General features: G+C 55.8%; 22 protein-coding genes. 19 read left to right on the forward strand and 3 right to left on the reverse strand.

Annotated elements, in window-relative coordinates; genetic code table 11:
- Positions 1-18: 18 nt before the first annotated feature.
- From flgE to flgL, 8 genes are all read left to right on the forward strand, one after another.
- On the forward strand, positions 19-1,269 hold the full coding sequence (gene flgE, locus KGP22_RS08165) for a flagellar hook protein FlgE (RefSeq protein WP_111965534.1): 1,251 nt from the start codon (positions 19-21) through the stop codon (positions 1,267-1,269).
- Positions 1,270-1,289: 20 nt separating this feature from the next.
- Positions 1,290-2,045 (forward strand): flagellar basal body rod protein FlgF, encoded by a 756-nt coding sequence (locus tag KGP22_RS08170; RefSeq protein WP_033145205.1) that lies wholly within the window; start codon positions 1,290-1,292, stop codon positions 2,043-2,045.
- 11 nt (positions 2,046-2,056) lie between these two features.
- A complete protein-coding gene (flgG, locus tag KGP22_RS08175) occupies positions 2,057-2,839 on the forward strand; it encodes a flagellar basal-body rod protein FlgG (RefSeq protein WP_008500810.1) in 783 nt (260 codons plus the stop codon).
- Between the two features lie 57 nt (positions 2,840-2,896).
- A complete protein-coding gene (gene flgH / locus KGP22_RS08180) occupies positions 2,897-3,595 on the forward strand; it encodes a flagellar basal body L-ring protein FlgH (protein ID WP_023311139.1) in 699 nt (232 codons plus the stop codon).
- Positions 3,596-3,607: 12 nt separating this feature from the next.
- The gene (locus KGP22_RS08185; RefSeq protein WP_029740346.1) at positions 3,608-4,705 is read left to right on the forward strand and encodes a flagellar basal body P-ring protein FlgI; all 1,098 of its coding nucleotides are present in this window, start codon (positions 3,608-3,610) and stop codon (positions 4,703-4,705) included.
- Positions 4,705-5,658 (forward strand): flagellar assembly peptidoglycan hydrolase FlgJ, encoded by a 954-nt coding sequence (flgJ, locus tag KGP22_RS08190; protein WP_111965535.1) that lies wholly within the window; start codon positions 4,705-4,707, stop codon positions 5,656-5,658. Before KGP22_RS08185 ends, flgJ begins: the two co-directional genes overlap by 1 nt.
- Positions 5,659-5,733: 75 nt before the next feature.
- Complete coding sequence (flgK, locus tag KGP22_RS08195) at positions 5,734-7,374, forward strand: flagellar hook-associated protein FlgK (RefSeq protein ID WP_111965536.1); 1,641 nt, start codon at positions 5,734-5,736, stop codon at positions 7,372-7,374.
- A 14-nt stretch (positions 7,375-7,388) separates the two neighbouring features.
- Entirely contained in the window at positions 7,389-8,342 is a 954-nt protein-coding gene (flgL, locus tag KGP22_RS08200) for a flagellar hook-associated protein FlgL (RefSeq protein ID WP_033145208.1), read from the forward strand.
- Positions 8,343-8,417: 75 nt separating this feature from the next.
- Here flgL and KGP22_RS08205 read toward each other — a convergent pair whose 3' ends face one another.
- The gene (locus KGP22_RS08205; protein WP_111965537.1) at positions 8,418-9,632 is read right to left on the reverse strand and encodes an MFS transporter; all 1,215 of its coding nucleotides are present in this window, start codon (positions 9,630-9,632) and stop codon (positions 8,418-8,420) included.
- A 109-nt stretch (positions 9,633-9,741) separates the two neighbouring features.
- Between KGP22_RS08205 and KGP22_RS08210 the strand changes: the two genes are divergently transcribed.
- Entirely contained in the window at positions 9,742-10,680 is a 939-nt protein-coding gene (locus KGP22_RS08210) for a LysR family transcriptional regulator (protein WP_223581860.1), read from the forward strand.
- Positions 10,681-10,728: 48 nt separating this feature from the next.
- Here KGP22_RS08210 and rne read toward each other — a convergent pair whose 3' ends face one another.
- The gene (gene rne, locus KGP22_RS08215; protein WP_223581862.1) at positions 10,729-13,848 is read right to left on the reverse strand and encodes a ribonuclease E; all 3,120 of its coding nucleotides are present in this window, start codon (positions 13,846-13,848) and stop codon (positions 10,729-10,731) included.
- Between the two features lie 572 nt (positions 13,849-14,420).
- Between rne and rluC the strand changes: the two genes are divergently transcribed.
- Positions 14,421-15,368 carry a 23S rRNA pseudouridine(955/2504/2580) synthase RluC gene (gene rluC / locus KGP22_RS08220; protein ID WP_021240761.1) on the forward strand — a complete coding sequence of 316 codons (948 nt, stop codon included), beginning with the start codon at positions 14,421-14,423 and terminating at the stop codon, positions 15,366-15,368.
- Positions 15,369-15,432: 64 nt separating this feature from the next.
- Here the strand turns inward: rluC and KGP22_RS08225 are convergent, their stop codons facing one another.
- Positions 15,433-16,017 (reverse strand): nucleoside triphosphate pyrophosphatase, encoded by a 585-nt coding sequence (locus tag KGP22_RS08225; RefSeq protein ID WP_111965540.1) that lies wholly within the window; start codon positions 16,015-16,017, stop codon positions 15,433-15,435.
- Between the two features lie 140 nt (positions 16,018-16,157).
- On the opposite strand from KGP22_RS08225, the gene yceD reads away from it, so the two are divergent.
- The 9 genes from yceD (at position 16,158) to pabC (ending at position 23,289) form a co-directional block, all read left to right on the forward strand.
- Entirely contained in the window at positions 16,158-16,679 is a 522-nt protein-coding gene (yceD, locus tag KGP22_RS08230) for a 23S rRNA accumulation protein YceD (protein ID WP_223581864.1), read from the forward strand.
- Positions 16,680-16,695: 16 nt separating this feature from the next.
- Positions 16,696-16,869, forward strand: coding sequence for a 50S ribosomal protein L32 (gene rpmF, locus KGP22_RS08235; RefSeq protein WP_003857964.1), 174 nt, complete (start codon positions 16,696-16,698; stop codon positions 16,867-16,869).
- 80 nt (positions 16,870-16,949) lie between these two features.
- The gene (plsX, locus tag KGP22_RS08240; RefSeq protein ID WP_223581874.1) at positions 16,950-17,984 is read left to right on the forward strand and encodes a phosphate acyltransferase PlsX; all 1,035 of its coding nucleotides are present in this window, start codon (positions 16,950-16,952) and stop codon (positions 17,982-17,984) included.
- A gap of 6 nt (positions 17,985-17,990) precedes the next feature.
- The gene (locus tag KGP22_RS08245; RefSeq protein WP_115874729.1) at positions 17,991-18,944 is read left to right on the forward strand and encodes a beta-ketoacyl-ACP synthase III; all 954 of its coding nucleotides are present in this window, start codon (positions 17,991-17,993) and stop codon (positions 18,942-18,944) included.
- Between the two features lie 15 nt (positions 18,945-18,959).
- Positions 18,960-19,889, forward strand: coding sequence for an ACP S-malonyltransferase (gene fabD / locus KGP22_RS08250; protein WP_223581875.1), 930 nt, complete (start codon positions 18,960-18,962; stop codon positions 19,887-19,889).
- 12 nt (positions 19,890-19,901) lie between these two features.
- Positions 19,902-20,636, forward strand: a complete 735-nt coding sequence (fabG, locus tag KGP22_RS08255) for a 3-oxoacyl-ACP reductase FabG (RefSeq protein WP_008500795.1) — start codon at positions 19,902-19,904, stop codon at positions 20,634-20,636.
- Between the two features lie 153 nt (positions 20,637-20,789).
- The gene (gene acpP, locus KGP22_RS08260; protein ID WP_003857954.1) at positions 20,790-21,026 is read left to right on the forward strand and encodes an acyl carrier protein; all 237 of its coding nucleotides are present in this window, start codon (positions 20,790-20,792) and stop codon (positions 21,024-21,026) included.
- 91 nt (positions 21,027-21,117) lie between these two features.
- Positions 21,118-22,359, forward strand: a complete 1,242-nt coding sequence (fabF, locus tag KGP22_RS08265) for a beta-ketoacyl-ACP synthase II (protein WP_032639670.1) — start codon at positions 21,118-21,120, stop codon at positions 22,357-22,359.
- A 120-nt stretch (positions 22,360-22,479) separates the two neighbouring features.
- The gene (pabC, locus tag KGP22_RS08270; protein WP_111965542.1) at positions 22,480-23,289 is read left to right on the forward strand and encodes an aminodeoxychorismate lyase; all 810 of its coding nucleotides are present in this window, start codon (positions 22,480-22,482) and stop codon (positions 23,287-23,289) included.
- Positions 23,290-23,291: the final 2 nt, after the last annotated feature.

The following is a 23,291-nucleotide window of genomic DNA, read 5'->3' on the forward strand; positions in this document are numbered from 1 at the left end:
ACTTATCAGGAGTAAGTCATGGCCTTTTCTCAAGCGGTCAGCGGCCTGAATGCTGCGGCCACCAACCTGGACGTCATTGGCAACAACATCGCCAACTCCGCGACCTATGGTTTTAAATCCGGTTCTGCTTCTTTTGCAGACATGTTTGCCGGTTCCAAAGTGGGTCTGGGCGTAAAAGTTGCAGGCATCACTCAGGACTTTAGCGACGGCACCACCACCAACACCGGCCGTGGCCTGGACGTTGCCATCAGCCAGAACGGGTTCTTCCGTATGGTCGATTCTAACGGTTCTGTGTTCTACAGCCGTAACGGCCAGTTCAAACTGGATGAAAACCGTACGCTGGTTAACATGCAGGGCATGCAGCTGACGGGCTACCCGGCAGCAGGAACGCCTCCAACCGTTCAGACCGGTGCGAATCCTCAGGCGATTACTATCCCGAATACCCTGATGGCGGCGAAATCAACCACCACCGCCACGCAGCAGATCAACCTGAACTCAACCGATCCTGTTCAAACCGCCCCCTTCGATGCGACCAACCCGGATACCTATAACAAAAAAGGTACCGTGACCGTATTCGACAGCCAGGGTAACGCCCATAACATGTACGTCTACTACGTTAAGACGGCCAACAATAAATGGGATCTTTACACTCAGGACGGCAGCGTTGCGGGTTCTGCTGCGACGAAAGCGGCGCAGATGAACTTTGATGCGAACGGTAACCTGGCGGGTGTCTATAACTACGACGCAGCGGGCGTGCTGAGCGCAGCGCCAAACGCCACGCCGGCCATTAACATCACCACGGGTTCTGTCAGCGGTGCGACGGCGGCGACCTTCTCCCTGAGTTTCCAGAACTCCATGCAGCAGAACACCGGTGCAAACAGCGTGGTGGCAACCAATCAGAACGGCTACAAGCCTGGCGACCTGGTGAGCTACCAGATCAACGACGATGGCACCGTGGTGGGAAGCTACTCTAACGAACAGTCTCAGGTTCTGGGTCAGATCGTGCTGGCAAACTTCGCCAACAACGAAGGCCTGAAGTCTGAAGGCGACAACGTCTGGTCTGCCACACAGTCTTCCGGCGTGGCGCTGCTGGGTACCGCGGGCACCGGTAACTTCGGCAAGCTGACCAACGGCGCGCTGGAAGCCTCCAACGTGGATATGAGTAAAGAACTGGTGAACATGATCGTCGCGCAGCGTAACTATCAGTCGAACGCGCAGACCATCAAAACCCAGGACCAGATCCTCAACACGCTGGTTAACCTGCGTTAAGCGGCTAACAGGAAAGCGCAATGGATCACGCAATATATACCGCGATGGGCGCGGCAAGTCAGACGCTCAATCAGCAGGCCGTTACCGCCAGCAACCTGGCAAACGCCTCAACGCCGGGCTTTCGCGCCCAGCTTAATGCGCTGCGCGCGGTGCCGGTAGAAGGGCTTTCCCTGCCGACCCGTACGCTGGTGACAGCATCAACCCCTGGCGCCGATATGACGCCAGGGCAGATGGATTACACCTCACGCCCGCTGGACGTTGCCCTGCAGCAGGACGGCTGGCTGGCGGTGCAAACGGCGGACGGCAGCGAAGGCTATACCCGTAACGGCAACATTCAGGTGAGCGCGACGGGCCAGCTGACGATTCAGGGGCATCCGGTGATGGGGGAAGCGGGTCCGCTGACCGTGCCGGAAGGCTCTGAGCTCACTATCGCTGCGGACGGCACCATTTCGGCGCTGAACCCGGGCGACCCGGCCAACACCGTTGCGCCCGTCGGACGTCTGAAGCTGGTGAAGGCGGAAGCCAAAGACGTGCAGCGTGGCGACGATGGCATGTTCCGTCTGACCCAGGCGGCTCAGGCGACGCGTGGCGCCACGTTACAGGCCGATCCGAGCATCCGCGTGATGTCCGGCGTTCTGGAAGGCAGTAACGTCAAGCCGGTCGAAGCCATGACCGACATGATCGCCAGCGCCCGTCGTTTTGAAATGCAGATGAAGATCATCAGCAGCGTGGATGAAAACGCGGGCAAGGCTAACCAACTTCTGGCTATGAGTTAACAGGACTCCTTATGATCAGTTCTTTATGGATCGCGAAAACTGGCCTGGACGCCCAGCAAACCAATATGGACGTGATTGCCAACAACCTGGCAAACGTGAGCACCAATGGTTTCAAGCGTCAGCGTGCCGTTTTCGAAGATTTGCTTTATCAAACCATCCGCCAGCCGGGCGCGCAGTCTTCTGAACAGACGACGCTGCCTTCGGGCCTGCAGATCGGTACCGGTGTTCGTCCGGTGGCCACCGAACGTCTGCACAGCCAGGGCAACCTGTCTCAGACCAACAACAGTAAAGACGTGGCAATCAAAGGCCAGGGCTTCTTCCAGGTGCAGCTGCCTGACGGGACCTCTGCCTACACCCGCGACGGTTCGTTCCAGGTCGATCAGAACGGCCAACTGGTGACGGCGGGCGGTTTCCAGGTTCAGCCTGCGATTACCATCCCGGCGAACGCCCTGAGCATCACCATTGGACGTGACGGTGTGGTCAGCGTGACCCAGCAGGGACAGGCCGCGCCGGTTCAGGTCGGGCAGCTCAACCTGACCACCTTCATGAACGATACCGGTCTGGAAAGCATTGGTGAGAACCTCTACACCGAAACGCAATCCTCCGGTACGCCGAATGAGAGCACCCCGGGTCTGAACGGCGCGGGTCTGCTGTACCAGGGTTATGTTGAAACGTCCAACGTGAACGTGGCGGAAGAGCTGGTGAATATGATCCAGGTCCAGCGCGCGTATGAAATTAACAGTAAAGCAGTGTCGACGACCGACCAGATGCTGCAGAAACTGACGCAACTCTAAGGTGTAGCCCGGTGCGGTAAACGCCGCGCCGGCTCCCTGTTTTCGAAGATGAAGGCAATGCAAAAAAACGCGGCGTTTCGTTATCCGATACTGACTGTTCTGGCTGTCACCCTTAGCGGGTGTGCTTTGATCCCGTCTAAACCATTGGTCCAGGGTGCGACGACTGCCCAACCCGTTCCTGGCCCCGCGCCAGTGGTAAACGGCTCCATTTTCCAGACCGCGCAGCCGATTAATTACGGCTATCAGCCGCTGTTTGAAGATCGCCGCCCGCGTAACGTCGGCGATACATTGACCATTGTGCTGCAGGAAAATGTCAGCGCGAGCAAGAGCTCGTCGGCGAACGCCAGCCGCGATGGCAAAACCAATTTTGGCTTCGATACCGTGCCACGCTATCTGCAGGGCCTGTTCGGCAATGCCCGTGCGGATGTTGAGGCCTCCGGCGGCAACACCTTTAACGGTAAAGGCGGTGCCAACGCCAGCAACACCTTCAGCGGCACGCTGACGGTCACGGTTGACCAGGTACTGGTTAACGGCAACCTGCACGTTGTGGGTGAAAAACAGATCGCCATCAACCAGGGCACTGAATTCATTCGCTTCTCGGGCGTGGTTAACCCTCGCACCATCAGCGGCACCAACACCGTTCCATCTACCCAGGTGGCGGATGCGCGCATTGAGTACGTCGGGAACGGCTATATCAATGAAGCGCAAAATATGGGTTGGCTGCAGCGCTTCTTCCTTAATTTATCGCCAATGTAAGCGAGGTGACCCATGTTTAAATCGATCTTCGCCGTGGCGCTCGCGCTGGTGGCAACATTTGCCCAGGCTGACCGTATTCGCGACCTCACCAGCGTTCAGGGAGTACGTGAAAACTCCCTGATTGGCTATGGCCTGGTGGTTGGCCTGGATGGTACCGGTGACCAGACCACCCAGACGCCGTTCACTACCCAAAGTCTGAACAACATGCTTTCCCAGCTCGGCATTACCGTGCCGGCGGGAACTAACATGCAGCTGAAAAACGTGGCCGCGGTAATGGTCACCGCGTCCTACCCGGCGTTTGCTCGTCAGGGGCAGACCATTGACGTGGTGGTCTCCTCAATGGGTAACGCCAAAAGCCTGCGCGGCGGTACGCTGCTGATGACCCCGCTGAAAGGCGTCGACAGCCAGGTCTATGCGCTGGCGCAGGGGAACATTCTGGTTGGCGGTGCGGGCGCTTCCGCAGGCGGAAGCAGCGTGCAGGTGAACCAGCTTAACGGTGGACGTATCACCAACGGGGCGATCATTGAGCGTGAACTGCCGACCCAGTTTGGCGCGGGCAACACCATCAACCTGCAGCTCAATAATGAAGACTTCACCATGGCGCAGCAAATTGCCGATACCATCAACCGCAGCCGAGGCTACGGTAATGCAACGGCACTCGATGCGCGCACCGTGCAGATCCGTACCTCTACCGGCAGCAGCAACCAGGTGCGCATGCTGGCAGATATCCAGAATATGGAAGTGAACGTTCCGGTTCAGGATGCCAAGGTGATCATCAACTCCCGTACCGGCTCGGTGGTCATGAACCGGGAAGTGTCGCTGGACAGCTGTGCCGTAGCGCAGGGCAACCTCTCCGTAACGGTAAACCGCTCCGCGAACGTGAGCCAGCCGAATACGCCATTTGGTGGCGGTCAGACGGTGGTGACGCCGCAAACGCAGATTGATATGCGTCAGAGCGGCGGGTCGCTGCAGAGCGTTCGCTCCAGTGCCAACCTGAACAGCGTGGTGCGAGCCCTGAACGCCCTGGGTGCAACGCCGATGGATCTGATGTCCATTCTGCAATCCATGCAAAGCGCGGGCTGCCTGCGCGCCAAACTGGAAATCATCTAATGCTGACCGATAGCAAACTGTTGACCAGTGCAGCCTGGGATGCCCAGTCGCTCAACGAACTGAAAACCAAAGCAGGAAAAGACCCGGCGGCGAACATCCGCCCGGTCGCCCGCCAGGTGGAAGGGATGTTTGTACAGATGATGCTGAAAAGCATGCGTGAAACCCTGCCGAAAGACGGGATGTTCAGCAGTGATTCAACGCGTCTCTACACCAGCATGTATGACCAGCAGATTGCGCAGCAGATGACCGCCGGTAAAGGCCTCGGTCTGGCTGACATGATTGTGAAACAGACCGAAGCCGCGCAGGGCATTCAGCCTCAGGAACAGACGCAGCAGGTGCCGATGAAGTTCGACCTGGAAACGGTGACCAGTTATCAGAACCAGGCTCTGACGCAAATGGTGCGTAAAGCGATGCCAAAAGCCACGGGCAGCGGCGATGAGCCGCTCTCCGGTGACAGCAAAGACTTCCTGGCGCAGCTTTCTCTGCCCGCGCGCCTTGCCAGCGAACAGAGCGGCGTGCCGCATCATCTGATTCTGGCGCAGGCCGCGCTGGAGTCGGGCTGGGGCCAGCGCCAGATCCGCAAGGAAAACGGCGAGCCGAGCTTCAACATCTTCGGCGTGAAGGCCACCTCCAGCTGGAAGGGGCCAACAACGGAGATCACGACCACCGAATACGAGAACGGTGCGGCGGTGAAGGTCAAAGCAAAATTCCGCGTCTACAGCTCTTATCTGGAAGCATTGTCCGACTACGTTGGCCTGCTGAGCCGAAATCCGCGTTATACCGCCGTTACGCAGGCGGCGACGGCGGAGCAGGGCGCTCAGGCCTTACAAAACGCGGGCTACGCGACTGACCCGAACTATGCACGCAAGCTCACCAGCATGATCCAGCAGCTGAAATCCATGGGCGAGAAAGTCAGCAAAGCCTATAGCACAGATATTGAAAATCTGTTCTGAAAGTTCTCAAGTCCCGGTGGAGGTTGCCGATAACCTTCATCAGGACTCGTGTCTGAACGTATAAAAGGAACCCCCATGTCCAGTTTGATTAACAGCGCCATGAGTGGCCTCAGTGCTGCGCAGTCGGCACTCAATACCGTCAGTAATAATATTTCAAGCTATAACGTGGCAGGTTACACCCGCCAGACCACGGTGCTGGGCGCATCTAACAGCACGCTGACCGGCGGTGGCTGGGTGGGTAACGGGGTGTATGTCTCCGGTGTCCAGCGTGAGTATGACGCCTTCATCACCAACCAGCTGCGCGCCGCGCAGACGCAGAGCAGCGGTCTGACGACGCGCTATCAGCAGATGTCAAAAATCGACGATGTGCTCTCTGATACCACCAACTCGCTCTCCACCACCCTGCAGGATTTCTTCAAAAGCCTGCAAACGCTGGTGAGCAACGCGGAAGACCCGGCTGCACGTCAGACGGTGCTGGGTAAAGCGGGTGGTCTGGTCAATCAGTTCAAAACCAACGATCAGTATCTGCGCGATCAGGATACGCAGGTCAATACCGCCATTGGGACCAGCGTGTCTCAGATCAACAACTATGCCAAACAGATTGCGAACCTGAACGATCAGATCTCTCGTCTGACCGGCGTCGGTGCGGGCGCATCGCCTAACGATCTGCTCGACCAGCGCGATCAGCTCGTCAATGAGCTGAACAAAATCGTCGGCGTGGAAGTGTCTGTTCAGGATAGCGGTACGTTTAACATCTCTTTCGGCAATGGTTACAGCCTGGTTCAGGGCAGCAAAGCCAACCAGCTGGCTGCCGTGAAGTCGAGTGCAGATCCGGCTCGTACCACCGTGGCCTATGTCGACGACGTAGCGGGTAATGTCGAGATCCCGGAGAAGATGATTACCACCGGTTCTTTGGGCGGTTTACTGACCTTCCGCACGGAAGATCTTGATAAAGCTCGTAACACCCTGAACCAGATGGCGCTGGCCTTTGCAGATTCAATGAACACGCAGCATGAAGCCGGCTTTGATGCGAACGGTGATGCGGGCGGTAAGCTGTTCAACTTCGGCTCTCCGGCGGTCCTGTCCAGCAGCAAGAACGGCGGTTCGGCGGTTGTTACGGCTTCTGTAGCGGACAGCAAGCAGGTCCAGGCGACAGACTATAAGCTGCAGTTTAACGGCACTGACTGGACGGTTACCCGTACTTCAGACAAAACCAGCTTTACGATGAGCCCGGATGCCAGCGGCAATCTGTCGTTTGATGGCCTTAACGTCAACGTGAGCGGTACGGCAAACACCAAAGACAGCTTTACCGTGAAGCCTGTTTCCAACGTCATCATGAACATGGAACTCGCGATCAGCGACGAGTCCAAGCTGGCGATGGCATCGGTGCAGAACGGCGGCGAGAGTGATAACCGTAATGGCCAAAAACTGCTCGATCTGCAAAACGGCAAAGTGGTGGGTGGAAACAAAACCTTCAACGATGCGTATGCCTCTCTCGTCAGTACCGTCGGTAGCTCAACGGCGTCACTGAAGGTGAGCAGCCAGACGAAAGCCAACGTGGAGACGCAGTTAATCAAGCAGCAGCAGACCATCTCTGGGGTAAACCTCGACGAAGAGTATGGCAATTTGCAGCGTTATCAGCAGTATTACCTGGCGAACGCCCAGGTTCTCCAGACTGCCAGTACGCTCTTCGATGCAATTATCAACATTCGTTAAGGTTGAGGTGAACAATGCGTATTAGCACCCAGATGATGTACGAGCAGAACATGCGTGGGATCACCGATTCCCAGAGCAGATGGCTGAGCTACGGTGAGCAGATGTCCACCGGCAAGCGCGTCAATCGTCCTTCGGACGATCCTATCGCCGCATCGCAGGCCATCGTTCTGTCACAGTCTCAGTCGCAAAACAGCCAGTTTGCGCTCGCGCGTACCTTTGCAACGCAGAAGGTCTCGCTGGAAGATAACGTGTTAACCCAGGTCAACACCGCGATCTCGAGCGTGCGCGAGAAGCTCGTTTACGCGTCTAACGGCACGTTAAGCGATGACGACCGTCTCTCTCTGGCGACCGATATTCAGGGGATCCGCGATCAGCTTATGAACCTGGCCAACACGACGGATGGTAATGGTCGCTTTATCTTTGCGGGATACAAAACCGAAAGCGCACCGTTTGATGCCGCGACCGGGGATTATAACGGCGGCGCAGAGGCCATCACGCAGCAGGTTGATACGGCGCGAAATATGACGATTAGCCATACCGGCCAGCAAATTTTCGAAAGCATTACCAGTAATGCAGAACAGCTGCCGGGCGGTGGATATGGCCAGACAAACATGTTCAAAATCCTGGATTCTGCCATTGCCTCGCTGAAGACACCGATTGAAAACGATCCGGCTGCTGCAACGGCGCAAAGCCAGGTGATTGCCAATGCGCAAATCGGCATCAAAAACTCCCAGAACAATGTCCTGACGGTCGTTGCGGATGTGGGAACCAAGATGAACGAGCTGGAAAAACTCGATACGCTGGGTGATGACCGCGCGCTGGGTCAGACCAAGCAGATGAGTGACCTGGTTGATGTTGACTGGAACGAAGCGATTTCCTCTTACACCATGCAGCAGGCGGCCTTGCAGGCGTCTTATAAAGCGTTTAGCGATATGCAGGGCATGTCTCTGTTCCAGCTGAACAAATAACATCTTGACCTCTTGGAACATGTCTTGAAACTGGGCATGTTTTACTGCCCAATCCGCCTGGATTGGGCATTTTTTTTATGCAACTTCTGCTGATGCGGAGGCGACACGTGCGCTTTCAATCAGACGAATTGCCAGTGCAATGACACCACAGGCTGTCGCCAGCGCGACCACACCCGTCCAGCCAGCCAGCGAGTAGATATTGCTGCCTAACGCGGAACCCAGCGCCATCCCGATAAAGACCACCGTAAAGAGCAGGGCGTTGAGACGACCTCGAGCCTGTGGTTCAAGGCTGTATACCAGGTTCTGGTGAGCGACCAGGCTTGACTGCAGACCCAGGTCGAACCCGACGGCAGAGATGGCGATCAGAATCAGCTGTCCATGAACGCCCAGCGCGGGCATCAGGAACATCAGGGCAAATGAGACGGTCACAAGAACGGCACCAAGCTGCGTGACTTTTCCTGCACCCAGTTTATCCGCCAGACCTCCTGCCAGCGGGGCAGCTAACGCACCGGCGGCACCTGCAATACCAAAACCACCCGCTACGGCACTGCCCAGGTGATAGTGCTCAAGCAGCATGACCGCAAGCGTAGACCAGAAGGCACTAAAGGCAATCGACAGAAAGCCCTGAGCCAGCGCCGCACGGCGCAGCGCCGGATAGCGACGCCACAGGTGTTCCATTGAGCGCATCAGCGCGGGGTAGCTCAGCGTGGAGTGAATGGCAAAACGGGGAAGCACAAACCACATCATCACCCCGATGAACGCAATGCTCGCCGCAGCCAACTGGTACATGACGCGCCAGCCAAACGCTTCACCCACCACGCCGCTCACGGTTCTTGATAATAAGATACCCATCAGCAGCCCGGTCATTACCGTGCCCACGGTTTTCCCCTGTTTACCTTCCGGCGCAAGGATGGCCGCGGCAGGGACGATATCCTGTGCCATGGTGGCGGCCATGCCGATGAGCAGGCTTGCCAGCAGCAGAGAGTGGATCTGCCCGGTCAGGCTACAGCCGAGAAGAAACAGCGCCAGCGCCGCACTCTTTATCAGGATTAACGTCCTGCGGTCGTGGCGATCGCCGAGCGGAAGCAGGAACAGGATCCCCAGGGCATATCCCGCCTGGGTGAGCGTCGGGACCATGCCCATTCCTTCGATACTCAGATGAAGGTCTGCGCCCATCAGCGGCAGCAGAGGCTGGGCATAATAGATTGATGCCACGCTGAAACCTGCACCGATCGCCAGCATTAAAATCACCCAGCGGCTCACGGCATGGGCGGCGGTTGTTGTGTTCATAAGAAGTTCCTCATTCGTCGTGTGAGGATATTTTTTATCAGTACGCCTTGCGACGGTAGCGGGCACGGTGGTAAAACGCTTATACGTTGAACGTATAAGTGAAAAAGCAATGAAAAGAGCTGAGCGTATAGACAGGGTGGAGTTAATGCGGACGTTTGTTCGCATCGTGGAGGCGGGTTCTCTCTCTGCGGCGGCACGGCAGCTGGCCACCACCCAGGCCACTGTGAGCAGACGGTTACAGTCGCTTGAGACCATGCTGGGCGTACGCCTGATATTGCGCACCACCCACACGACGCGGCTGACGGATGACGGCGAGCGCTGCTATCAGCACGCCCGTCGGGTGATTGACAGCTGGCTGGCGCTGGAAGATGAGGTGGGGCAGACGGAAGATGAGCCGGTAGGCGTGCTGCGGGTGCGCGCTCCCCACGCGTTTGGTCAGGATCAGCTTCTTAAACCCGTAACCGAATTTTTGCAACGCTATCCGCAGCTTTCGATTGAGTGGATGCTCAACGATCGGTCGGCGGATTTCCTCGGTGACAACCTGGACTGTGCTATTCGGGTAGGTGTGGAGGTCGATCCGGCGACCGTGTCCGTACTGCTGGCGGAGGTGCCGCGCTCGGTGGTGGCTTCACCGGCACTGCTGGCCCGTTTTCCAACGGTTAACGCGCCGGAGGATTTGCAGCAGTTTCCCTGGATAGCCATCAGCTCTTTCTACCAGCGCCATGTGGAGCTTTTTCACGATGCCTCGCCCGCCACCGCGCGGATTGCTATTACGCCACGCCTCAGCACCGACAGCCTTTATGTCGCACGTAACACTGCACTCACCGGGCTTGGCGTAGCGGTGGTCTCCAGCTGGACGGTACAGGACGATATTCAGGAAGGGCGGCTGGTGCACTTGCTGCCGGAGTGGCAGCCAGCGGCGCTACCGGTGCATCTGGTTTATCCCTGGTCCCGTTATTATCCGGCACGCTTGCGGCGTTTTCTGGAGTTGATGCGGCAGGTCATGCCGGAGGTGACCGGGATGAGGAAGCCTGTGCAGCAGCCATAAAAAAAGCCGACCAGAGGGTCGGCTTTTTACTTTCAGCGTCGTTTGTCGTTATTCGACAGACTGTGGACGCGTTGCCGGTGCAGTCGCCTGATGCGTTGCACTGTGGCCACCGGCTGCGCCTTTACCTTCGAAGCTGAAGGCCGGGCGAACCCAGTCGCTGTGACGCGGTGCTTCAGGCACGTAATCCGGCGCCGGAGCGCGCGTCATTGGTGCTGTCGCCACGTGGGCAGCGGCTGGCGCAGAAACAACCGGCTCTGGTTTCACTTCAGGCGCTTTCGGTTCTTCAACAACCGGCTCAACCTGAATCTCAACGTCCTGAATGACTTCTTCAGTGGTAGTTTCGACAATGGCTTCAGCGGTGTCTTCCACTGCGGCTACAGATTCAGCCTCTTCAGCGATTTCCTCAGCCACCACGACATCTTCTTCAGCAATAAGCTGCGGTGCGGCATCAACCGGCGCTGCAATCACTTCCGGATGCGTGGTTTCGACTTCAGCTACCTGAGGGGCTGCAGTTTCAACAGCCTGAGGTTCCACCACGGTTGCCGCTTCAGTCACGACCTCTTCTACCGCTGCCGCAGGTGCAATAACCTCTTCGGTTACTGGCTGTTCTTCAACAACCTGCTCCGGACGCGCTACCGGGTAGCGGATCCAGACTTTGCCGGAGGCCATTTCTGGTGAAGCACAGGCTATGGTCAGCGGCATTGGCGACTGAGTTGGGTAACGCTCGTCACGATAGCGACGACGGCGCTGGCCGCTGACGCGCAGATGACGTGGGGAACGACGTGAACGGCGCGGCATGCCGGCGTTATCACGGTTTTCACCGTTATCATCCTGCTCAACGTTGTTATCAACGACGGCTGGCAGGTCAACTTTTGCAAGCTGAGTACCGGCTGCGCTCTCGCGGGTTTCAACCGGGACAATTGCTGACTCTTCGGTTGCTTCGGAGGCGAAACGAACTTTCTGAGCAAGCTGGCGCTGCTTACGACGTGGCATTACCTGAGTACGTTCTTCCTGCTCGCCGTCCTGCTGTTCAACAGGCTCTTCGCGGTTCAGGTTTTTGACTTCCTGCTGTGCCTGACGCTTCTCGTCGTTACGGCGACGGTTGCGTTCACGGCGCGGCTGCTGGTCGTCACGCTGTTTGCTCTTCTCAGACTCATCGCCCGCCTGCTGGCGAATTTCACGATCTTCAACATTCTGCTGCTGTTTCTCGCGACGGTTGCGACGGTTGTCTTCGCGTTGCTCACGGCCTTCGTTATTCTCAGAGCGGTTATCACGGTTGTCACGACGCTCGCTGCGGTCATTGCGCTCGCTGCGGTCGTTACGGTCGCGGCGGTTGTTCTGACGCTTACGGCGGTCCTGCTGACGCTCAGGCTTGGCCGCTTTTGGCTCTTCTTTCGGCTGCTCAGGCTGAACTTCCTCACCGGCAAACATCTTCTTCAGCGCGCCGAAGAAGCGGCTCAGCAGACCCGGCTGCGCCGGCTGGGCTTTTGCTACCGCAGCTTCAGGTTTCTGCGCCGCAGGTTTGGCCGCCGGTTTTTCCAGGGCTGCTTCAGGCGGTGCTTCAGGCATAATGAAGGTCGCTAACGCAGGCTGCTCAGGCAGCTTGCGCTCGGCTGGCTCTTCATCGGACGGCAGGGCCATCTCTTCTTCATGCAGCTTCGGCAGCAGGTAGCTGAGCGTTGACGTCTCTTCGCCTTTACGGACACGCAGCACGTGGTAGTGCGGGGTTTCCATCTGATCGTTTGGTACGATAATGCAGCGAACGCCACCCTGGCGAGCTTCAATCGCACTTACTGCTGCACGTTTTTCGTTCAGCAGGTAGGAGGCAATTGGCACAGGAACAATCGCGTGAACCTCTTTGGTGTTCTCTTTCAGCGCTTCTTCTTCAATCAGACGCAGAATAGAGAGGGACAGAGATTCGTTATCACGCACGGTACCGGTGCCGGAGCAGCGCGGACAAACGTGATGGCTGGACTCACCGAGGGACGGGCTCAGGCGCTGACGGGACATCTCCAGCAGGCCAAAGCGTGATATATGGCTAATCTGGATACGCGCTCTGTCCTGACGCACCGCTTCGCGCAGACGGTTTTCAACCGCACGCTGGTGGCGAACAGGGGTCATGTCGATGAAGTCGATAACAATCAGACCACCCAGGTCGCGCAGGCGGAGCTGGCGGGCGATCTCATCAGCGGCTTCGAGGTTAGTGTTGAAAGCAGTCTCTTCGATATCGCCACCGCGAGTTGCACGCGCGGAGTTGATGTCGATAGCGGTCAGCGCTTCAGTGGTATCAATAACGATAGAACCGCCGGATGGCAGACGTACTTCGCGCTGGAAGGCGGACTCAATCTGGGATTCGATCTGATAGTGGCTGAACAGTGGGATTTCGCCGGTGTACAGTTTAATTTTGCTGGTGAAATCCGGACGACCCAGCGCGGCAATGTGCTGGCGAGCCAGCTCAAGCACTTTCGGGTTATCGATCAGAATCTCACCGATGTCCTGACGCAGGTAGTCACGGAAGGCACGCACGATAACGTTGCTTTCCTGGTGGATCAGGAACGGAGCAGGGCGGCTTTCCGCTGCTTTCTGGATGGCTTCCCAGTGCTTCAGACGGAAGCTCAGGTCCCACTGCAGCGCTTCGGCGGATTTGCCAACGCCTGCGGTACGCACGATAAGCCCCATGCCATCAGGCAGCTCGAGGCTTGCCAGCGCTTCTTTCAGCTCGGTACGGTCATCACCTTCGATACGGCGAGAGATGCCACCCGCACGCGGGTTGTTTGGCATCAGAACCAGATAGCTCCCTGCCAGGCTGATAAAGGTTGTTAGTGCGGCACCTTTGTTGCCACGCTCTTCTTTATCAATCTGAACGATAACTTCCTGACCTTCACGCAGCACATCTTTGATGTTTGGGCGGCCATGGGCGTTGTAGTTTGCAGGGAAATATTCGCGGGCAATTTCTTTCAGAGGGAGGAAACCATGACGCTCAGCACCGTAATCGACAAATGCAGCTTCAAGGCTTGGTTCAATGCGGGTGATTTTACCTTTGTAAATGTTCGCTTTTTTCTGTTCGTGTCCAGGACTTTCGATATCCAGATCGTACAGGCGCTGCCCATCCACAAGGGCGACACGCAACTCTTCTTGCTGAGTTGCGTTGATTAACATTCTTTTCATCGTAACTTACTCGTTATTCTTACATTGACGACAAAGCTGCGGGCAAGGTGACGCTTTCCGGGGTATGAACCGATGGCCTCGTGTCTGTTCACGTCGCCAACCTCACGGTTGTCGCTCGCTTAAGAGGCGCAGAGTGTCGGTTGCCTGTATTTCATACGGAAACACAGCGCAATTATCAGGGGAATTGTCTGGGTAGAACTCTCCAGAGAACAATCCTTATACCGGGAAGTACTGCAACCCGCAGCCCGCTAACTGCCTGAAAGATCAATACGTCTTACGCCATTGCTGCGTGGATGATCGGTCAGACAAAATTGGTCATTCCGTCAACATCCTTACTTAACCAGGATTTAACACGGAAAACAGCCTCATTATTCCACTGCTCGCCGGGTTATAGCAAGATGACTTTTACCAATTATCACCCGGTTACTCACAGTTTCTTCACTTCAGAATGGAGATTGGTTTAATAACCACCAAATCGGTTGCGCGAAACGGGTAGCAGGCCGGATAAAAGTAAATATAAGCATAGAAAAATGAGTGGCGCTAATGGCTGGCGATATTTAGAATCGCCAACCATGAAAACAGAGACTCCAGCCGTAAAAATGGTTGCCATCGCCGAAGATGAAGCGGGGCAGCGTATCGATAACTTTTTGCGCACCCAGCTAAAAGGGGTGCCAAAGAGCATGATTTACCGCATCCTGCGTAAGGGCGAGGTGCGGGTTAACAAAAAACGCGTGAAGCCCGAGTACAAACTCGAAGCCGGTGACGAAGTGCGTATTCCACCGGTGCGTGTGGCAGAGCGTGAAGAAGAGACCGTATCACCGAAGCTACAGAAAGTGGCGGCCCTGAGCGATGTGATCCTTTATGAAGACGACCACATTCTGGTGCTGAATAAACCGTCAGGGACGGCTGTTCATGGCGGTAGCGGTCTGAGCTTCGGCGTGATTGAAGGGCTGCGTGCCCTGCGCCCGGAAGCGCGCTTCCTTGAACTGGTGCATCGTCTTGACCGCGATACTTCTGGCGTACTGCTGGTGGCGAAAAAGCGTTCCGCGCTGCGTTCTCTGCATGAACAGCTGCGTGAAAAAGGGATGCAGAAAGACTATCTGGCGCTGGTGCGCGGCCAGTGGCAGTCCCATGTAAAAGTGGTGCAGGCGCCGCTGCTAAAGAACATTCTGCAAAGCGGTGAGCGTATTGTCCGCGTGAGCCAGGAAGGGAAACCGTCTGAGACGCGCTTTAAGGTTGAAGAGCGCTATGAGTTTGCCACGCTGGTGCGCTGTAGTCCGGTGACCGGCCGCACCCACCAGATCCGCGTGCATACGCAGTTTGCAGGGCATCCAATTGCGTTTGATGACCGCTATGGCGACCGCGAGTTTGATAAGCAGCTGGCGGGAACGGGGCTGTCGCGTCTGTTCCTGCATGCGGCAGCGCTGAAGTTTACCCATCCTAATACGGGTGAAGTGATCCGTATTGAAGCGCCGCTGGATGAGCAGCTGAAACGCTGTCTTAAGGTTCTGCGCGGCTGATTTGCCTTCCTCCCTCTCCCAGTGGGAGAGGGGCGGGTGAGGGCATCAGGCCGCAACGTTCCAGTCACATCGTCAGCGGATTACTCTCTTCTCGTCGTAACATCTGACACAGGGCAATTAGCGGTAACCCCACCAGGGTGTTGGGATCCCGACCGTCCAGCTTGTCGAAAAGCGCAATCCCCAAGCCTTCACTTTTAAAGCTTCCTGCGCAGTTCAGCGGACGTTCGCGGCGCACGTAATCCATAATCTCCTGCTCGCTGAGATGGCGGAAGTGCACGTCGAACGGTTCGCATTCAGTTTGCAGATGACCGGAAGCGGAGTTGTAAAGCGCCAGGCCGGTATAAAAGGTCACGATACTGCCTCGTGCACGCAGAAGTTGCTGGCAGGCGTTCTCCTCCGTATGGGGCTTGCCGGTGATTTCGCCGTCCAGTACGCAAACCTGATCGGAGCCTATAATCAAATGTGCGGGGTAACGTGCGGCCAGCGACTGCGCTTTCTCTTTAGCGAGACGCGTCACCAGATGACGCGGTGATTCACCCGGCTGTGGCGTCTCATCAACCTCTGGCGCGGCGCATTCAAACGGGATCCCGAGCTTTTCCAGCAACATTCGGCGATAGGGAGACGTGGAAGCAAGGACGAGATTTGGCATATTTTTATCACCAGATATAGCGTATCGATGCCAGCCATTTTAAACTACAGGCCGCAATGTGTGCGAATAATTGGCAAAAGGCAGCTCTGGTTGCCTTTTTCTTTGACTCTATGACGTTACAAAGTTAATATGCGCGCCCTATGCAAAAGGTAAAATTACCCCTGACTCTTGATCCGGTTCGTACGGCTCAAAAACGCCTCGATTATGAAGGTATCTATACTTCCGATCAGGCTGAGCGTATTGCCGAATCCGTAGTCAGTGTGGACAGTGATGTAGAATGCTCCATGTCGTTCGCTATCGACAACCAGCGTCTCGCCGTTTTAACCGGTGATGCGAAGGTAACGGTAACGCTCGAGTGTCAGCGTTGCGGGAAACCGTTTGTACAGCATGTTCACACAACGTATTGTTTCAGTCCGGTCCGTTCTGAGGAACAGGCTGAAGCACTCCCGGAAGCGTATGAGCCGATTGAGGTTAACGAATTCGGTGAAATCGATCTTCTGGCTCTGGTTGAAGATGAAATCATCCTCACCTTGCCAGTAGTTCCGGTGCATGATTCTGAACACTGTGAAGTGTCCGAGGCGGACATGGTCTTTGGGGAACTGCCTGATGAAGCGCAAAAACCAAACCCATTTGCCGTATTAGCCAGCTTAAAGCGTAAGTAATTGAGGAGTAAGGTCCATGGCCGTACAACAGAATAAACCAACCCGTTCCAAACGTGGCATGCGTCGTTCCCATGACGCGCTGACCGCAGTTACCAGCCTGTCTGTAGACAAGACTTCTGGTGAGAAACACCTGCGTCACCACATCACCGCTGACGGTTTCTACCGCGGCCGCAAGGTTATCACTAAGTAATCACGCGCAAGCGTGATTAGGCTTAGTGAGGATTTCCCCGTGTAAACGGGGAATTTACCGAACCAGGCTGCGACGATACCTTGACACGTCTAACCCTGGCGTTAGATGTCATGGGGGGAGATTTTGGCCCTTCCGTGACAGTGCCTGCAGCATTGCAGGCACTGAATTCTAATTTGCAACTCACACTTCTTTTAGTCGGCAATCCCGACGCAATCACGCCATTACTCGCAAAAGCTGACTTTGAACAACGTTCGCGTCTGCAGATTATTCCTGCGCAGTCAGTTATTGCCAGTGATGCCCGACCCTCGCAGGCTATTCGCAATAGTCGTGGCAGCTCTATGCGGATAGCGCTGGAGTTGGTGAAAGAAGGGCGAGCCCAGGCTTGCGTTAGCGCGGGGAATACCGGCGCGCTGATGGGGCTGTCGAAATTACTGCTCAAACCTATTGAAGGTATTGAGCGCCCCGCGCTGGTGACGGTATTACCGCATCAGCAGAAGGGCAAGACGGTGGTGCTCGATTTAGGCGCTAACGTCGACTGTGATAGTACTATGCTGGCACAGTTTGCCGTGATGGGATCGGTGCTGGCAGAAGAAGTTGTCGGGATCAACACTCCCCGTGTTGCGTTACTGAACATTGGTGAAGAAGAGACCAAAGGCCTGGACAGCATTCGCGAAGCGGCTGAATTGCTCAAACAGGTTCCCTCCATCAACTATATTGGTTATCTCGAAGCCAATGAGTTGTTGACGGGGAAAACGGATGTTCTGGTGTGCGATGGCTTCACCGGAAACGTCACGTTGAAGACCATGGAAGGGGTCGTGCGCATGTTTCTTTCTCTGCTGAAATCTCAGGGAGAAGGCAATAAAAGCGCCTGGTGGCTCATTTTATTGAAGCGTTGGCTACAAAAGAGCCTGACGCGGCGATTCAGTCACCTCAACCCCGACCAGTATAATGGCGCCTGTCTGTTAGGATTGCGCGGCATCGTGATTAAGAGTCATGGCGCCGCCAATCAGCGAGCATTTGCTGTCGCGATTGAACAGGCAGTGCAGGCGGTGCAGCGACAAGTCCCTCAGCGGATTGCCGCTCGCCTGGAATCTGTATTAGCTAAAAGTGACTGAGCGTACATGTATACGAAGATTTTAGGTACCGGCAGCTACCTGCCAAAACAAGTGCGTACCAACGCCGATCTGGAAAAAATGGTAGATACGTCTGACGAGTGGATTGTCACGCGCACAGGTATCCGTGAACGTCGTATTGCCGCGCCAGACGAAACCGTGTCGACCATGGGTTACGAAGCCGCACAGCGTGCTATCGAAATGGCGGGCATTGATAAAGAACAGATTGGTTTGATCGTGGTCGCCACGACGTCTGCCACGCATGCATTCCCAAGTGCAGCGTGCCAGGTGCAAAACATGCTCGGCATTAAAGGCTGTCCGGCGTTTGACGTCGCTGCAGCGTGCGCAGGCTTCACCTATGCGCTGAGCGTTGCCGATCAGTACGTGAAATCCGGTGCCGTTAAATATGCGCTGGTGATCGGTGCTGACGTGCTGGCGCGCACCTGCGATCCAACCGATCGCGGAACGATCATTATTTTTGGTGATGGCGCAGGCGCGGTGCTGCTGGGGCAGTCCGAAGAGCCGGGTATCATCTCTACGCATCTGCATGCTGATGGCAGCTACGGCGAGCTGCTGACTCTGCCTAACGCCGATCGCGTTAATCCGGACAACTCGATTTACCTGACCATGGCAGGGAACGAGGTGTTCAAGGTGGCGGTGACTGAGCTGGCACACATCGTTGATGAAACGCTGGAAGCGAATAACCTTGAGCGTTCCTCGCTCGACTGGCTGGTGCCGCATCAGGCGAACCTGCGCATCATCAGCGCGACCGCGAAAAAGCTGGGCATGTCGATGGATAACGTTGTTGTGACCCTGGATCGTCACGGCAACACTTCTGCGGCGTCGGTACCGTGCGCATTTGATGAAGCGGTACGCGATGGACGAATCAAACGGGGCCAGCTGGTCTTGCTTGAAGCCTTCGGTGGCGGGTTCACCTGGGGTTCCGCGCTGGTTCGTTTCTAGGATAAGGAATAAAAAATGACGCAATTTGCTTTTGTGTTCCCGGGCCAGGGCTCTCAAACCGTTGGGATGTTGTCTGAAATGGCAGCAAACTATCCGGTCATTGAAGAGACTTTCCGTGAAGCTTCTGATGCACTGGGTTATGATTTATGGGTGCTGACCCAGCAGGGGCCAGCCGAAGAGCTGAACAAAACCTGGCAGACCCAGCCAGCGCTGCTGACCGCATCTGTTGCGCTGTGGCGCGTCTGGCAGCAGCAGGGCGGTAAAGCGCCAGCGCTGCTTGCAGGCCATAGCCTGGGTGAATACTCTGCGCTGGTGTGCGCCGGCGTGATCGCGTTTGCTGACGCGGTACGTCTGGTGGAACTGCGTGGTAAATTCATGCAGGAAGCGGTGCCGGAAGGCACGGGCGGCATGTCTGCCATTATCGGTCTGGATGATGCTGCAATTGCAAAAGCGTGTGAAGAATCTGCTGAAGGCCAGGTTGTCTCGCCGGTGAACTTCAACTCGCCGGGTCAGGTGGTTATCGCAGGCCATAAAGAAGCGGTTGAGCGTGCCGGTGCGGCCTGTAAAGCAGCGGGCGCTAAGCGTGCGCTGCCGCTGCCTGTCAGCGTGCCGTCTCACTGCGCGCTGATGAAGCCTGCTGCCGAGAAGCTGGCGGTTGAGCTGGAAAAAATTAACTTTAACGCACCGACGATTTCTGTCGTGAACAACGTCGATGTGAAATGCGAAACCGCGCCGGAAGCTATCCGTGACGCGCTGGTTCGCCAGCTCTATAGCCCGGTACAGTGGACCAAAACCGTTGAGTTTATGGCCGCACAGGGCGTTGAGCATCTGTATGAAGTCGGCCCAGGTAAAGTCCTCACCGGTCTGACAAAACGTATTGTTGACACCCTTACAGCCTCGGCGATTAACGAGCCGGAAGCGATGTCAGCGGCACTCTCGCAATAAAAGAGGAATACCATGAGTTTTGAAGGAAAAATCGCCCTGGTCACTGGCGCAAGCCGCGGTATCGGGCGTGCAATTGCTGAAACACTGGTTGCGCGCGGCGCGAAGGTGATTGGTACAGCAACCAGCGAGAATGGCGCTCAGGCCATCAGCGAGTATCTGGGTGCAAACGGTAAAGGTCTGGTACTGAATGTGACTGAACCTGCATCTATCGAATCTGTTCTGGAAAATATTCGCGCAGAGTTTGGCGAAGTGGATATTCTGGTAAACAATGCCGGGATCACTCGCGATAACCTGTTAATGCGAATGAAAGACGACGAGTGGAACGATATCATCGAAACCAACCTGTCATCTGTATTCCGTCTGTCAAAAGCGGTAATGCGCGCTATGATGAAAAAGCGTCATGGTCGTATTATCACTGTCGGTTCTGTGGTAGGTACCATGGGAAATGCTGGTCAGGCTAACTACGCTGCGGCGAAAGCAGGTCTGATTGGTTTCAGTAAGTCGCTGGCGCGTGAAGTTGCGTCCCGCGGTATTACGGTAAACGTTGTTGCTCCGGGCTTTATTGAAACGGACATGACGCGTGCGCTGACTGATGAGCAGCGTGCGGGTACGCTGGCGGCAGTTCCGGCGGGTCGTCTTGGCGACCCTAAAGAAATCGCCAGTGCGGTTGCATTTTTAGCCTCTGACGAAGCGGGTTACATCACTGGTGAGACCCTCCACGTCAACGGCGGGATGTATATGGTTTAACCACGATAAAAAAATTTGCGTTATTTGGGTAAAAGGCCTCAAAATAACGTAAAATCGTGGTAAGAACTGCCGGGATTTAGTTGCAAATTTTTCAACATTTTATACACTACGAAAACCATCGCGAAAGCGAGTTTTGATAGGAAATTTAAGAGTATGAGCACTATCGAAGAACGCGTTAAGAAAATTATCGGCGAACAGCTGGGCGTTAAGCAGGAAGAAGTTGTGAACTCCGCTTCCTTCGTTGAAGACCTGGGCGCAGATTCTCTTGACACCGTTGAGCTGGTAATGGCTCTGGAAGAAGAGTTTGATACTGAGATTCCGGACGAAGAAGCTGAGAAGATCACCACCGTTCAGGCTGCCATTGATTACATCAACGGTCACCAGGCGTAAGTGAACATCTCCAGGCGGTCATTCGACCGCCTGAGTTTTATCTTTTTTAGTCCCACGAATCTCTTTTTTTATCCCTCCCTGGAGGACAAACGTGTCTAAGCGTCGTGTAGTTGTGACCGGACTTGGCATGTTGTCTCCTGTCGGCAATACCGTAGAGTCCACCTGGAAAGCTCTCCTTGCCGGTCAGAGCGGCATCAGCCTAATCGACCATTTCGATACTAGCGCCTATGCAACGAAATTTGCTGGCTTAGTAAAGGATTTTAACTGTGAAGAGATCATCTCGCGCAAAGAACAGCGCAAGATGGATGCCTTCATTCAATATGGAATTGTCGCTGGCGTTCAGGCCATGCAGGATTCTGGCCTTGAGATTACGGAAGAGAACGCAACCCGTATCGGCGCCGCTATCGGCTCCGGCATTGGCGGTCTTGGCCTGATCGAGGAAAATCATACATCTCTGATGAATGGCGGCCCGCGTAAGATCAGCCCGTTCTTCGTTCCGTCCACGATTGTTAATATGGTGGCAGGTCACCTGACCATCATGTTCGGCCTGCGTGGGCCAAGCATTTCTATCGCGACCGCCTGTACGTCTGGCGTACATAACATCGGCCAGGCCGCGCGCATTATTGCGTACGGCGATGCAGATGCTATGGTTGCCGGCGGTGCTGAAAAAGCCAGTACCCCGCTGGGTGTTGGCGGTTTCGGCGCAGCCCGTGCGCTGTCTACCCGTAATGATAACCCGCAGGCGGCAAGCCGTCCGTGGGATAAAGACCGTGACGGCTTCGTGCTGGGCGACGGGGCGGGCATGATCGTACTGGAAGAGTACGAACACGCGAAAAAACGCGGTGCGAAAATTTATGCTGAAGTCGTTGGCTTTGGTATGAGCAGCGATGCGTACCACATGACGTCTCCTCCGGAGAACGGTGCAGGTGCTGCGCTGGCGATGGAAAACGCAATCCGTGATGCGGGTATTACCCCGGCTCAGATTGGCTATGTTAACGCGCACGGCACGTCTACTCCTGCAGGCGATAAAGCTGAAGCTCAGGCGGTTAAGTCTATCTTCGGCGAGTCTGCCAGCCGCGTACTGGTGAGCTCCACGAAGTCCATGACCGGTCACCTGCTGGGCGCGGCGGGTGCAGTAGAGTCTATCTACTCTATCCTTGCGCTGCGCGATCAGGCTGTTCCGCCAACCATCAACCTGGATAACCCGGATGAAGGTTGCGATCTGGACTTCGTTCCTCACGAAGCGCGTCAGGTTAGCGGTATGGAGTACACCCTGTGTAACTCCTTCGGCTTCGGCGGCACCAACGGTTCTCTGATCTTCAAAAAGATCTGATCCTGACGTCCCGATAGCTTTTAAAAAGGTCCGCTTGCCGGGCCTTTTTTATTAAGGCTAATCTTCTTGTCGGCTGCATGACATCCTGCCAGACTAAACGCCCACGCATAAGGAGCCACCATGTTTTTAATCAATGGCCTTGAGCAGGACACGCTGCCTGCCAGCGACAGGGCGATACAGTTCGGTGATGGTTGCTTTACGACGGCGCGAATTCTGGATGGCGATGTCTGCCTGCTGGAGGCGCATATTCGACGCCTGCAGCATGGCTGTGAAAAGCTAATGATCCCTTTTACGCACTGGGACATGCTGCGCCAGGAAATGTGCCAGCTGGCTACGGGGAAGGACAGCGGCGTACTCAAAGTCATCATTAGCCGCGGCAGTGGTGGCCGGGGTTATAGCGCTGCATCGTATCTCAACCCAACGCGTATCCTCTCCGTTTCTGCTTATCCCGCGCATTATTCTCGCTGGCAAGAAGACGGCGTCACGCTGACGCTGAGCCCGGTGCGACTGGGACGAAACCCGATGCTGGCCGGGCTTAAGCATCTCAATCGCCTGGAGCAGGTGCTCATTCGTACTCATCTTGAACAGACGGACGCCGATGAGGCGCTGGTTCTTGACAGCGAAGGGTTCATTACGGAATGCTGTGCGGCTAATTTATTCTGGCGGCAGGGGGGAGAGGTGTTCACTCCGTCGCTGGAACACGCTGGCGTAAATGGGTTAATGCGTCAGTTTTGTCTGGAACAGCTGGCACGCTCTGACTTTCGCGTTGTCGAAGTTAGTGCAGGAGAAGCCGCGCTAAAGGCCGCAGATGAAGTCATCATCTGCAATGCGCTGATGCCTGTTGTGCCCGTCCGTGCGTATGGTCAACAACACTGGTCTTCGCGCGAACTGTTTCAGTTTTTAGCCCCGATATGTGAGCAAATCAGATAGTC

It is taken from the genome of Enterobacter sp. JBIWA005 (assembly GCF_019968805.1).
Lineage (GTDB): Bacteria > Pseudomonadota > Gammaproteobacteria > Enterobacterales > Enterobacteriaceae > Enterobacter > Enterobacter vonholyi.

Coding starts and splice junctions, on each gene's coding strand:
- flgE (WP_111965534.1), top strand. CDS start 19: ATGGCCTTTTCTCAAGCGGTCAGCGGCCTGAATGCTGCGGCCACCAAC.
- KGP22_RS08170 (WP_033145205.1), top strand. CDS start 1,290: ATGGATCACGCAATATATACCGCGATGGGCGCGGCAAGTCAGACGCTC.
- flgG (WP_008500810.1), top strand. CDS start 2,057: ATGATCAGTTCTTTATGGATCGCGAAAACTGGCCTGGACGCCCAGCAA.
- flgH (WP_023311139.1), top strand. CDS start 2,897: ATGCAAAAAAACGCGGCGTTTCGTTATCCGATACTGACTGTTCTGGCT.
- KGP22_RS08185 (WP_029740346.1), top strand. CDS start 3,608: ATGTTTAAATCGATCTTCGCCGTGGCGCTCGCGCTGGTGGCAACATTT.
- flgJ (WP_111965535.1), top strand. CDS start 4,705: ATGCTGACCGATAGCAAACTGTTGACCAGTGCAGCCTGGGATGCCCAG.
- flgK (WP_111965536.1), top strand. CDS start 5,734: ATGTCCAGTTTGATTAACAGCGCCATGAGTGGCCTCAGTGCTGCGCAG.
- flgL (WP_033145208.1), top strand. CDS start 7,389: ATGCGTATTAGCACCCAGATGATGTACGAGCAGAACATGCGTGGGATC.
- KGP22_RS08205 (WP_111965537.1), bottom strand. CDS start 9,632: ATGAACACAACAACCGCCGCCCATGCCGTGAGCCGCTGGGTGATTTTA.
- KGP22_RS08210 (WP_223581860.1), top strand. CDS start 9,742: ATGAAAAGAGCTGAGCGTATAGACAGGGTGGAGTTAATGCGGACGTTT.
- rne (WP_223581862.1), bottom strand. CDS start 13,848: ATGAAAAGAATGTTAATCAACGCAACTCAGCAAGAAGAGTTGCGTGTC.
- rluC (WP_021240761.1), top strand. CDS start 14,421: ATGAAAACAGAGACTCCAGCCGTAAAAATGGTTGCCATCGCCGAAGAT.
- KGP22_RS08225 (WP_111965540.1), bottom strand. CDS start 16,017: ATGCCAAATCTCGTCCTTGCTTCCACGTCTCCCTATCGCCGAATGTTG.
- yceD (WP_223581864.1), top strand. CDS start 16,158: ATGCAAAAGGTAAAATTACCCCTGACTCTTGATCCGGTTCGTACGGCT.
- rpmF (WP_003857964.1), top strand. CDS start 16,696: ATGGCCGTACAACAGAATAAACCAACCCGTTCCAAACGTGGCATGCGT.
- KGP22_RS08245 (WP_115874729.1), top strand. CDS start 17,991: ATGTATACGAAGATTTTAGGTACCGGCAGCTACCTGCCAAAACAAGTG.
- fabD (WP_223581875.1), top strand. CDS start 18,960: ATGACGCAATTTGCTTTTGTGTTCCCGGGCCAGGGCTCTCAAACCGTT.
- fabG (WP_008500795.1), top strand. CDS start 19,902: ATGAGTTTTGAAGGAAAAATCGCCCTGGTCACTGGCGCAAGCCGCGGT.
- acpP (WP_003857954.1), top strand. CDS start 20,790: ATGAGCACTATCGAAGAACGCGTTAAGAAAATTATCGGCGAACAGCTG.
- pabC (WP_111965542.1), top strand. CDS start 22,480: ATGTTTTTAATCAATGGCCTTGAGCAGGACACGCTGCCTGCCAGCGAC.